12 protein-coding genes are annotated in these 10,613 nt (G+C 71.3%); 4 read left to right on the forward strand and 8 right to left on the reverse strand.

Annotated features, from left to right (window positions below; all coding sequences use genetic code 11):
* Positions 1-50 precede the first annotated feature (50 nt).
* The 4 genes from FNH04_RS32420 to FNH04_RS32435 form a co-directional block, all read right to left on the reverse strand.
* Positions 51-1,079, reverse strand: a complete 1,029-nt coding sequence (locus FNH04_RS32420) for a 6-phosphofructokinase (RefSeq protein ID WP_152789433.1) — start codon at positions 1,077-1,079, stop codon at positions 51-53.
* A gap of 174 nt (positions 1,080-1,253) precedes the next feature.
* Entirely contained in the window at positions 1,254-1,901 is a 648-nt protein-coding gene (locus FNH04_RS32425) for a response regulator (RefSeq protein ID WP_152789442.1), read from the reverse strand.
* 68 nt (positions 1,902-1,969) lie between these two features.
* On the reverse strand, positions 1,970-3,223 hold the full coding sequence (gene macS / locus FNH04_RS32430) for a MacS family sensor histidine kinase (protein WP_194236888.1): 1,254 nt from the start codon (positions 3,221-3,223) through the stop codon (positions 1,970-1,972).
* Positions 3,224-3,253: 30 nt separating this feature from the next.
* Positions 3,254-4,075 (reverse strand): lysophospholipid acyltransferase family protein, encoded by an 822-nt coding sequence (locus FNH04_RS32435; RefSeq protein ID WP_152789435.1) that lies wholly within the window; start codon positions 4,073-4,075, stop codon positions 3,254-3,256.
* Between the two features lie 309 nt (positions 4,076-4,384).
* On the opposite strand from FNH04_RS32435, the gene FNH04_RS32440 reads away from it, so the two are divergent.
* The 4 genes from FNH04_RS32440 (at position 4,385) to FNH04_RS32455 (ending at position 7,824) form a co-directional block, all read left to right on the forward strand.
* Positions 4,385-5,197, forward strand: coding sequence for an alpha/beta hydrolase (locus FNH04_RS32440; protein ID WP_322724467.1), 813 nt, complete (start codon positions 4,385-4,387; stop codon positions 5,195-5,197).
* Complete coding sequence (locus FNH04_RS32445; protein WP_322724468.1) at positions 5,190-5,972, forward strand: hypothetical protein; 783 nt, start codon at positions 5,190-5,192, stop codon at positions 5,970-5,972. The genes FNH04_RS32440 and FNH04_RS32445 overlap by 8 nt, the downstream gene beginning before the upstream one ends.
* A gap of 231 nt (positions 5,973-6,203) precedes the next feature.
* Positions 6,204-6,827, forward strand: a complete 624-nt coding sequence (locus FNH04_RS32450; RefSeq protein WP_152789437.1) for an RNA polymerase sigma factor — start codon at positions 6,204-6,206, stop codon at positions 6,825-6,827.
* Positions 6,820-7,824 carry a CU044_5270 family protein gene (locus FNH04_RS32455; protein ID WP_152789438.1) on the forward strand — a complete coding sequence of 335 codons (1,005 nt, stop codon included), beginning with the start codon at positions 6,820-6,822 and terminating at the stop codon, positions 7,822-7,824. Before FNH04_RS32450 ends, FNH04_RS32455 begins: the two co-directional genes overlap by 8 nt.
* A gap of 8 nt (positions 7,825-7,832) precedes the next feature.
* Here FNH04_RS32455 and FNH04_RS32460 read toward each other — a convergent pair whose 3' ends face one another.
* The 4 genes from FNH04_RS32460 to FNH04_RS32475 all read right to left on the reverse strand — a co-directional run.
* Positions 7,833-8,606 (reverse strand): endonuclease/exonuclease/phosphatase family protein, encoded by a 774-nt coding sequence (locus FNH04_RS32460; RefSeq protein WP_152789439.1) that lies wholly within the window; start codon positions 8,604-8,606, stop codon positions 7,833-7,835.
* A 109-nt stretch (positions 8,607-8,715) separates the two neighbouring features.
* Positions 8,716-9,669, reverse strand: coding sequence for an ROK family glucokinase (locus tag FNH04_RS32465; protein WP_152789440.1), 954 nt, complete (start codon positions 9,667-9,669; stop codon positions 8,716-8,718).
* A 117-nt stretch (positions 9,670-9,786) separates the two neighbouring features.
* Positions 9,787-10,278, reverse strand: a complete 492-nt coding sequence (locus tag FNH04_RS32470) for a DUF5304 domain-containing protein (protein WP_152789441.1) — start codon at positions 10,276-10,278, stop codon at positions 9,787-9,789.
* 57 nt (positions 10,279-10,335) lie between these two features.
* On the reverse strand, positions 10,336-10,613 hold a 278-nt coding region (locus FNH04_RS32475; RefSeq protein ID WP_456154883.1), incomplete at its 5' end, for an ArsA family ATPase.

Below are 10,613 nucleotides of genomic sequence, written 5' to 3' on the forward strand. Positions count from 1 at the left end.
CCCCAGTGATGGGACGGGTAGGGGCGGCGGGGGCGAAAACAGCCCCGGCGTCAGCCGAAGAAGACTCCGACCTCCTCGTACAGCTTCGGGTCCACCGTCTTCAGTTTCGCCGTGGCCTCGGCGATGGGCACCCGCACGATGTCCGTGCCACGCAGCGCGACCATCTTGCCGAAGTCCCCGTCCCGGACGGCCTCGACCGCGTGGAGCCCGAACCGCGTGGCGAGCCAGCGGTCGAAGGCGCTGGGCGTGCCACCCCGCTGGACATGACCGAGGACGGTCGTACGCGCCTCCTTGCCCGTACGCTTCTCGACCTCCTTGGCCAGCCACTCACCGACACCGGAGAGACGGACATGCCCGAACGAGTCCAGCGACTCGTCCTTCAGCACCATGTCGCCGTCCCTGGGCATGGCCCCCTCCGCCACGACCACGATCGGCGCGTACGACGCCCGGAACCGCGAGGTGACCCAGGCACACACCTGCTCGACATCGAAGCGCTGCTCGGGGATGAGGATGACGTTCGCGCCGCCCGCGAGACCCGAGTGCAGCGCGATCCAGCCGGCGTGGCGGCCCATCACCTCCACCACCAGAACCCTCATATGTGACTCGGCCGTCGTGTGCAGCCGGTCGATCGCCTCCGTGGCGATACCGACCGCCGTGTCGAAGCCGAACGTGTAGTCCGTGGCCGAGAGGTCGTTGTCGATCGTCTTCGGGACGCCGACCACGGGGACGCCGTACTCGTCCGTGAGACGCGCGGCGACCCCCAGGGTGTCCTCGCCGCCGATGGCGACGAGCGCCTCGACCTCCTGCTTGGCGAGGTTCTCCTTGATCCGCCGGATGCCGTCGTCCTGCTTGAGGGGGTTGGTGCGCGAGGAGCCGAGGATGGTGCCGCCGCGCGGCAGGATGCCCCGCACGGCGGGGATGTCGAGCCGGACGGTGTCGTTCTCGAGCGGACCCCGCCAGCCGTCCCGGAAGCCGACGAAGTCATATCCGTACTCCTGCACGCCCTTCCGGACGATGCCCCGGATGACGGCGTTGAGACCGGGGCAGTCGCCGCCTCCGGTCAGTACTCCGACCCGCATGGAAGTGTCCCTTCGCCCTATGCGTGCCTGACGTGCGTCGCCGACGCGCCACACCTGACGACAGCCACGCTAATAGTGACCCAGGTCACTTCGGCATGGGCGGGAAGGTCAATTCCGGTGAATTGTGGGTGAGTTGATCAAGTCGGGATCACTCGATCGTGTGAAGCGCAGTGTTTACGCGTCGTCGAGACCCCGCTCTATGGCATAGCGGACCAGCTCCACCCGGTTGTGCAACTGGAGCTTGCCGAGCGTGTTCTGGACGTGGTTCTGCACCGTGCGGTGGGAGATGACCAGGCGCTCGGCGATCTGCTTGTAGCTCAGCCCCTTGGCGACCAGGCGGAGTACCTCCGTCTCGCGCTCCGTGAGCTGCGGCGCCTTGGGCTCGTCGGCACCCGCGGCCGGGGCGGGCTCGGAGGCGAGGCGGCGGTACTCGCCGAGGACCAGCCCCGCGAGACCCGGTGTGAAGACCGGGTCGCCGACGGCCGTGCGACGCACCGCGTCGATCAGTTCCTCGGTCGAGGCCGACTTGAGCAGATATCCCGTGGCACCCGACTTCACCGCCTCCAGGACGTCCGCGTGTTCGCCGCTCGCCGACAGGACGAGCACACGCAACGCCGGGTTCGCACCCACCAGTTCCTTGCACACCTGGACTCCGGGCTTCGCCGGCAGATTGAGGTCCAGGACGAGAACGTCGGGTGCGGCGGCCCGGGCGCGGCGCACCGCCTGCTCGCCGTCGCCCGCCGTGGCGACCACGTCGAAACCGGACTCGGCCAGGTCGCGGGCGACGGCGTCGCGCCACATGGGGTGGTCGTCGACCACCATCACCCTGATCGCGCCCCGCACGGGTCGCCCGTCGACCGCCCCCTGATCACGGCTCTCCCTGCTCTCCGTCACCGCTGCTCCGCCTTCCCCCGTGCGTCCTTCGCCCCCTGCGGGGCCTTCGGTACCTTCAGTTCGACTTCCGTGCCCTGTCCCGGGACCGAGATCAGGTCCGCCGTGCCGCCGATGTCGCGCAGCCGGCCCCGGATGGACAGGGCCACCCCGAGCCGCCCCTCGCCCTCGGCCTGGGCGAGCCGCCCCTCCGGGATGCCCGGACCGTCGTCCCGGACGGTCACGATCACCTCGTCCGGTTCGTCCTCGACGAGGATCCAGGCGGCGGCGCCCTCTCTGGCGTGCTTGCGGACGTTGTCCAGCGCGGCACCGACAGCGGCGGCCAGCTCGCGCGCGGCGAGCGGGGCGAGCGGCACCGGGGCGCCGGGGTCGGAGAGGGTGACCCTGGCGCCGGCGTACGGGGCGAGGAGGGCGCGCAGGTCCACCGGGCGCGCCGCCCCGTCCGGGTCATCCGGATCGTCCGGCTCGTCCACCGCCCGTACGACCGCGCCCTGGGCCGCGTCCTCGGAGACCCGCGAGAGGGGGACGAGCCCGCCGGAGACCAGGGTGCGCAGGGCGACCTCCTGCTCGCCGGCCAGCCGGCCCAGCTCCGCCGCCTCGCCTCCGAGCGCGGTGCCGCGCCGCTGCACCATGGCGAGGACCTGGAGCACGCTGTCGTGGATGTCGCGGGCCAGCCGCTCCCGCTCGCGGGTGGCGGCCTCGATCTCCAGGGCGCGGGCGAGGGTGCGCTCGGAGGCGCGGGCGACCTCGACGACGTATCCGATGGCGATGGAGGCGACCCAGACGAGCAGTACGTTGTGGATGGTGTCGCGGGTGGGGGCACCGCGGTGGACGAGGTTGGCCGCGGCGACGAGCGTGGAGGCGAAGGCGGCCCAGCGCCAGCCGCCCTTGATCGCGAACGCCAGGACGGAGCCGGCGGTCCATATCGACGGCAGGGTGGGACCGCCTGCCTCGATCCGCTCGACCGAGTCGGCGAAGCGGGTGAGGAGGATGCCGGCGAGGGCGACGGTGAGGTCGGCGGCGAGGAACCGCTTGGTGCAGTTGGCGGCGTTCGCGACCCTGGGGAGGGTCGCCAGCGTCCACACGGACAGCACCACGAAGTAGCCGATGGCCACCCAGGGGCGGACGAACTGCTCGTACGCGCTGGCGAAGAGGCCTATCGCGTACAGCAGTGTCAGGACGCGGTAGCCGGTCAGGGCGCGCCACAGCGGCTGCTCGACCGACATCCTCATGACTCTCTCGCCCCTGGACATGTTCCCCCACCCCGCCCTTGACGGACGCCTCTAGGAGCCGGACCGTCGCTGCTGTCCCCGCTCCGTGTGCTCTGTTGCGGCCCGCTCCTTCTCGGCCTGGTCCTTCTCCGCCCTGGCCAGCGCCGCCTTCGCGGCTCGCTCGGCCTTCTCGGCGTCCTTCCCGGCCTGTTTCTCGGCCTTGGCCGCCTCCGCGATCTGCCGCTTGGCGGCGGTCGCGTAGATGTCGACGTATTCCTGGCCGGAAAGGTTCATGATCTCGTACATGACCTCGTCGGTCATGGCGCGCAGGACGAAGCGGTCGTGCTCCATGCCGTGGTAGCGGCTGAAGTCCAGCGGTTCGCCTATGCGGATGCCCGGGCGCATCAGCTTCGGCATGATCTTCCCGGGCGGCTGGATCTTCTCGGTGTCGATCATGGCAACCGGGATGACGGGTGCTCCGGAGGCAAGCGCCACACGCGCGAGGCCGCCGGGTTTGCCGCGGTAGAGGCGGCCGTCGGGCGAGCGGGTGCCCTCCGGGTAGATACCGAAGAGCTCGCCGCGCTCCAGCACCTCGATACCGCTCCTGATCGCCGCCTCACCCGCCCCGCGCGCACCGGAGCGGTCCACCGGGAGCTGGCCGACGCCCTTGAAGAAGGCGGCCGTGAGCCGGCCCTTCACACCGGGCGTGGTGAAGTACTCGGCCTTCGCGATGAACGTCACCTTGCGGTCGAGGACGGCGGGCAGGAAGAACGAGTCCGAGAAGGAGAGGTGGTTGCTCGCCAGGATCGCGGGGCCCTCGGCCGGAACGTTCTCCAGGCCCTCCACCCAGGGCCTGAAGGCAAGCTTCAGCGGCCCCCCGATGGAAACCTTCATCGCGCCGTACAACAACCGAGTGCCTCCCGTATCTGTTGATCAGACTTTAACCCGGAGCACCACCAGCGGGCCCGACGGGCTTGTCGCCACTGCACGACGACCCCACCCGGGGACAAGCGGCACGTACCGGCCCGGGGCAGGCGGCGGAGCCGGCGGTGGGGGAAAGAACCTGGTCGGTGTCAGTGTGGTCGCGTACGGTGAAGTACACCTCGAAGGCCCGCGGTCCCGGACACGGATGTCCGAGGGGGGCGAAGCCCCGGGGCGTGTTCCTCGTTCCTGGTCCTCACCTCACCGAACAGGAGACCGATCGTGCCGGTCCTTCCTGGAGCCGAGCCGTACCGCCACGAGGGCGGGGAGGTCGGCGTCCTCCTCTGCCACGGCTTCACCGGTTCCCCGCAGTCGCTGCGCCCCTGGGCGGAGTACCTCGCCGAGCGTGGTCTGACCGTCGCCCTGCCGCTGCTGCCGGGGCACGGCACACGCTGGGAGGACATGCAGCTCACCGGTTGGCAGGACTGGTACGCCGAGGTGGACCGCGAGCTGCGCGCCCTGCGCGAGCGCTGTGCGCGGGTCTTCGTCTTCGGTCTGTCCATGGGCGGCGCGCTCACCCTCCGCCTGGCCGCCAAGCATGGGGACGCCGTCAGCGGCATCGTCGTCGTCAACCCCGCGAACAAGGTGCACGGCCTGTCCGCGCACGCCCTCCCCGTGGCCCGTCACTTCGTCCGTACGACGAAGGGGGTCACCAGCGACATCAAGAAGGACGGCGTCGTCGAGGTCGGCTACGACCGGGTCCCTTTGCACGCGGCGCACGCACTGCGGAACTTCTTCCGGATCGTGGACGGCGAGCTCCCCCAGGTGACCCAGCCGATGCTGCTGCTGCACAGCCCCGAGGACCACGTCGTACCGCCCGCCGACTCGGCGCGGATCCTCAGCCGGGTGTCGTCCACGGACGTCACCGAGATCCTGCTGGAACAGAGCTACCACGTGGCGACGTTGGACAATGACGCGGAGCGGATCTTCGAGGAGAGCTACGCGTTCATCGGCCGGCTCGCGCCCGGCGTCGGCAAGGACGCGGCCGACGTGGGCCAGGTGAGCCAACAGGAAGGGACGGCCACAGGTGGCTGAGCACGACTCCGAGCGCGAGCCGGAGGAGAAGGGCGCCCCCTTGGGCGACCGCCGCGGCGACCCGGTCGACAACTCGTCGGGCGAGGAGCAGCACGTGCCGTTCGACGAGGACGCCGCGTGGCAGGCGATCGTCGCCGGGTACGGCGAGGAGCCACCGGACCCGCCGGGCACCCGGCCGTTCAGATCAGTGGAGGACCTGGCCCTCCTGGAGGCCGAACCGGACGACTCCGAGGCCGGTTCCGAGGCTGGTTCCGAAGCTGGTTCCGAGGACGGCTCCCGGGCCGGCTCGCAGGGCCGCTCCCCGGACAAGTCCGACGACGCGTCCACGAGCAAGCCCGGCGTCAGGTCCGCTGACACATCGTCCGGCGAGTCCTCCGGCGAGGACCCCGACGGGGGCCCCGACGAGGGCGGGCCCTCGGCGGCCAAGCCCCTGGGCAGTTCCGTCTCCTTCGCGCCCGGTGTCGGCTCCGGACCACGTGACTACCGGGTGCCGGAGGCAGGCGAGGACGACGCCGACGAGGACGACGAGGGCCACTTCGTCCCGCCGGAGCCGCCCCCGCTGCCCGCGGCCGACGCGACGGCCAAGTTCGCCTGGCTCGCGGTGGTCGGCGGGCCCGTCCTGCTCCTGCTCGCCGTGCTCCTCGGCTGGGACATGACCTGGTGGCTGGCCACCCTCGGCATCGGCGGCTTCCTCGGCGGCTTCGCCACGCTGGTGATGCGCATGAGGGACGACGACGAGGACGACGACCATCCGGGGCGCGGCGCGGTCGTCTGACGCCGACAGACCCAAGCGGTACGAGGGCCCGTCCGGAAGCGTTCCGGACGGGCCCTCGGTATGCCACCGGCCCCGCCCCGCCGTGACCCGGCACCGGAGACCCGCAAGCGGAGTCCCGGAACAGGGTCCCGGAACGGAATGGAACCAGATCCCGCCGACCGGCGAAGGAAAGGTGAACAACCCGAACCAGCCCGAGCCTTCGAGGCGTTCACACGAACGAGAGGAGCCCCGATGACCGTCGGACCACCGGGCCTCGGCACCCGCGAGCAGGATCGCGAGGAGAGTGACGCCCGCGTGATCGCGCGGTCCCGGGACGAGCCCGAGCAGTTCGCCGCGCTCTTCGACCGGTACGCCGACGCCGTGCACCGTTACGCGGCCCGGCGGCTCGGTCCCGAGGCGGCGGAGGATCTGATGGCGGAGACGTTCGTCACCGCCTTCCAGCGACGCCACTCGTACGACCTCACGCGTACCGACGCCCGCCCCTGGCTGTTCGGTATCGCGACCAACCTCGTGCGTCGCCACCGCAGGGCCGAGGCGCGCCGTTTCAAGGCGCTCGCCCAGGTCCCGGCGGCGGTCGAGCACGAGGAACCGGTCGCGGACCGCGCGGTCGCCAGGGCCGGTGCCACGGGGGTGCGCCGGGAACTGGCCGCCGCGCTGGCCGGGCTGTCCGCCCGGCACCGGGACGTGGTGCTGCTGGTGGCCTGGGGCGGCCTCGACTACGAGGAGGCGGCCGAGGCCCTGGGCGTGCCCGTCGGCACCATCAGATCCCGGCTGCACCGGGCTCGCAGCAGATTGCGCGAAGCACTGGGCGGATCCGATCCGACAGCTTTCCGGGAGGCAGACGCACATGCGTGACATCGACGAACTGCGAGAACTGAGGGACTTCACCGCGGGGACTCCCCCGCTCGACGACGAGACCCGGCGGCGGGCGCGTGCGCGCCTGTTCGCTGCGATGGCCGAGCCCGCCCCGGTCGTACGGCCTCGCCGACGCCCCGTCCTCCGTATCGCTCTGACCGGCGCGGTCGCGGCCTCGGTCGCCGCCGGTGTACTGGTCGCCGTACGGGACGACGGCGGCACGGGACGGACGGCGACCCTGCCGGCCACCAGCTCCCCGGCCTTGCGGAACGTAAGCGCGCAGACTGTGCTCAACGGTGCGGCCGCGTACGAGCGGAAGCACGAGCAGACGGTCAGCCCGCAGGATGACCAGTTCATCTACACCAGGGAGATCATCAAGGAGACCGACCAGAAGACCGGCGCCACGAAGAGCTACGTCGACGAGAACTGGCGCTCGGTGGACGACTCACAGTCCTCCTGGGTCATGGAGCTCGGCAAGGGCTGGTGGTCACCGCCGCTCGAGGAGGACCAGCACCTGTGGCCGCCTCAGGACTGGGACACGCTGGAGAAGCTCCCGACCGACCCCGAGAAGCTGATCCTGCGGCTCGTGTACGGGCCCGACGACAAGAACCACTCGCTCGACGAGATCACCGAGACCCAGTGGGCGGGGGACATCCATCGCAGCCTCACCGCGCTGCTCAAACTGGTCCCGGTGATGCCGGAGGGGCTGCGCCCGGCGGCCTACGAGGCGCTCGGCATGGTGCCTGGAGTGAAGGTGGTACCGAACCAGAAGGACGCCAAGGGCCGTACCGGCGTGGCCATCACGTACAACGACCCGAGGCTCCCGGAGGGGGCCAAGGGCTTCGGCGGCCGCTTCATCTTCGCCCCTGACACGTACCGGTTCCTCGGCTTCCGTGACGAGCGCGACTCGGGCGACGGCAAGAACAGGAAGACGTACACCCAGCTCTCCTACCTCGACACCTGGGCGATCGTCGACAAGGCCAGGCAACGCCCGTAGCGAAACGCCTAGGAAGCGCCGGGCACCCTGAGGGCGGCCAGGACCGGCAGGTGGTCCGTGGCCGCCCTCAGGTCGTTCTCCGTGACTCCGGGGTGGCCGACGGGCACCCCGCAGCCCAGCACCTCGATCGCCCGCGTGGCGAGGATCGCGTCGATGCGCTGGTGGGGGTCGGTGGGTGTGGAGGTGTACTCGCCGCCCCAGGGAGCGGTCGCCCAGCAGTCCTGGAGCTCGGCGGCGAGGCGCCGGAACGTGCGGCCGTTCGGGCGCTCGTTGAGATCGCCGCCCGCGATCGCGTGCTCCACGCCCATCCCGGCCAGCCGGTCGAGGAGCATGCCGCCCTGCTCGTACCGCTCGGCCTTCTGCAGACTCAGGTGACAGCTGAGGACCCCCAGCCGGGCGCCCCCGAACCGTACGACCGCCGTCGCGAAGCCACGCCGGTGCAGTCCGGGGGTCAGGGGCAGCAGCACGTCCTCGGTGCGCTCGACCGTCGCCCGCAGGGAGCACAGCAGCGCCGGGCCGGACGCGGTGGCGCCGCCCGAGAGGGTCACGAGCCCCGAGGCCGCCGCCAGCCGCGCCAGCTTCTTGCGCCAGCGGAAGAAGCGAGGGGCCTCCTGCACGAGGACCAGGTCCGGGGCACAGGCGCCGATCACCCGGGCGAGCGCGGCGGTGTCGTCGCGCATCGAGCGGACGTTGTAGCTGAGGACCCGGATGACGGCCGAACCGTCGGGTCCCGTACCGGAATTGGGCAGCGTAGTGGTTTCCCTCGGCGCGGTCGTCGACATGGCGCTCAACATACGACGAGGCCCGCCGCCCCGGAGAAGGGCACGGCGGGCCTGTCGCACGGCGGCTGTCGCACGGCGCGAAGGAGTGTCCCTCGGCGCCTCACGGGGTTCACATGATCGGGTCGGGCTCCCGGGCCAGGTCCGCCGCGCCCACCAGACCCGCCTCGTTGCCGAGCTTGGCCGCGATGACATCGGCCACCGGGCGCCAGTTGCCACCGACCAGCCAGCGCTTGTAGGACTTGCGGATCGGTCCGAGGACCAGCTCGCCCTCGTCGGAGAGGCCGCCGCCGACGATGAAGGCGGAGGGGTCGAAGAGGGAGGCAAGGTCGGCGAGTCCGGCGCCGGCCCAGCGGGCCAGCTCCCGGTACGAGTCGACGGCCACGCGGTCACCCTGGCGTGCGGCCATCGAGATGTGCTTGCCCTCGATGCCGTCGGGGGTGCCGTCACCGAGCGAGAGCAGCAGCTCGGCGTTCTCGGGGGTGGCGTTGGCGCGCTGTCTGGCGTATCTGACGAGGGCGCGCCCGGACGCGTACTGCTCCCAGCAGCCCTGCGAGCCGCAGCCGCACAGCAGGCCGTCCGGGACCATACGGATATGGCCGAACTCGGCGGCCACGCCGAAGTGCCCGCGGCGCAGCTTGTTGCCGATGATGATGCCGCCACCGAGGCCGGTGCCGAGCGTGATGCAGATGACGTTGCGGTGGCCCTTGCCCGCGCCGAACTTGTACTCGCCCCATGCCGCCGCGTTCGCGTCGTTCTCCACGACGACCGGCAGCTGGACGCGCGCCTCGACCTTCTCCTTCAGCGGTTCCTGGCGCCAGTCGATGTTGGGCGCGAAGTAGACCGTGGAGCGCTGGCGGTTGACGTAACCGGCGGCTCCGATGCCCACGCCGACGATCTCGTGTCCGGCACGGGCGCCCTCGACGGCGGAGGCGATGGCGTCCACGATGGCCTCGGGCGTGCCCGGAGTCGGCACCCGGTGGATCGAGAGGATGTTGCCTTCCTCGTCGACCACGCCGGCCGCGATCTTCGTGCCGCCGATGTCGACGCCGATGGTGAGTCCCATGAATCCCTCAGTTTCGGTCGAGCCCCGCTATGGCCAACCGTACCCGAGGCCCTGCCATCAGGTTTCCGTCGTCCCACGGGGTGGGCGGGAACCCGGCAGCAGGTCCGAGGCGGGACGTCAGTCCAGGTCGATGCGCTCGCCGGGACCCGGTCCCTCGCCCTGGTCCCGCCCGTCCCGGGTGTCACGGTTCGTCCAGCGCCTCTCCTGCGCCTCGACCGCCGAGCGGTACGCGGCGAGCAGCTCGGAGCCGGCGGTGGCCAGGTGGTCGAAGACATCGGGGTTGCGCTCGATCACCGGCTCGACGGCGGCCTTGGCCTGCCGGACGACCTGGTTGACCATCTGCTGGGCGGTACCCGAGGCGACCGCGCCGAACAGCGGCGACTGCAGCCCGGACAGCTTGTCGGCGACGACGTCGACCAGCTTGCGCAGCTCCTCGGCGGCCGAGCCCGGGGGCGGCCCGTGCTGGGCGCGGCGCCGGGCCTTCTCCGCCGCGAGGTCCTCCTCGCACGCCGTGGCCCAGGCGTCCGGGTCGGTCGGACGCGCCTCGCCGGCCGCCTCGTCCCGGCCCTTCTCCGGAGCGGCGTCGGACGTGGGGCGCTCTTCGCTCATGGCGGACTCCTGCCTACGGTTCGTACCTTCGACGTTACCCGAACGGGGAGGCGGGGTTCACCGCTCCCGCGGCCACAGGTCCGGGTCCGGCACGAAACGGATCCTCAGCTCGCCCCCGCGCAGGGACGCGCCGTCCACGGTGCAGCGGCACAGGGCCGACGGAAGCGGCACGATACGGCGGAACTGCCCCGCGGTGACCACGAGCTCGTCGCCGCGCCGGATGAGGTCGAGGTCCTCGCGTATGGCGCCGGGGAGCGGGATGTGCCAGACGAAGACCCTGCCGCCGTCATCAGCGGAGCGGTCTGCGACGGGCCACTCGACCGGGGAGGGAGGGG

Origin of the sequence: Streptomyces phyllanthi (assembly GCF_009377205.1) — a bacterium.
In the GTDB taxonomy this organism is placed as follows: domain Bacteria; phylum Actinomycetota; class Actinomycetes; order Streptomycetales; family Streptomycetaceae; genus Streptomyces; species Streptomyces phyllanthi.

Bases quoted from the DNA above. Each gene is read 5' to 3' on its own strand.
- FNH04_RS32420 (WP_152789433.1), bottom strand. From the start codon at position 1,079: ATGCGGGTCGGAGTACTGACCGGAGGCGGCGACTGCCCCGGTCTCAAC.
- FNH04_RS32425 (WP_152789442.1), bottom strand. From the start codon at position 1,901: ATGGTGGTCGACGACCACCCCATGTGGCGCGACGCCGTCGCCCGCGAC.
- macS (WP_194236888.1), bottom strand. From the start codon at position 3,223: ATGTCCAGGGGCGAGAGAGTCATGAGGATGTCGGTCGAGCAGCCGCTG.
- FNH04_RS32435 (WP_152789435.1), bottom strand. From the start codon at position 4,075: ATGAAGGTTTCCATCGGGGGGCCGCTGAAGCTTGCCTTCAGGCCCTGG.
- FNH04_RS32450 (WP_152789437.1), top strand. From the start codon at position 6,204: ATGACCGTCGGACCACCGGGCCTCGGCACCCGCGAGCAGGATCGCGAG.
- FNH04_RS32455 (WP_152789438.1), top strand. From the start codon at position 6,820: ATGCGTGACATCGACGAACTGCGAGAACTGAGGGACTTCACCGCGGGG.
- FNH04_RS32460 (WP_152789439.1), bottom strand. From the start codon at position 8,606: ATGTCGACGACCGCGCCGAGGGAAACCACTACGCTGCCCAATTCCGGT.
- FNH04_RS32465 (WP_152789440.1), bottom strand. From the start codon at position 9,669: ATGGGACTCACCATCGGCGTCGACATCGGCGGCACGAAGATCGCGGCC.
- FNH04_RS32470 (WP_152789441.1), bottom strand. From the start codon at position 10,278: ATGAGCGAAGAGCGCCCCACGTCCGACGCCGCTCCGGAGAAGGGCCGG.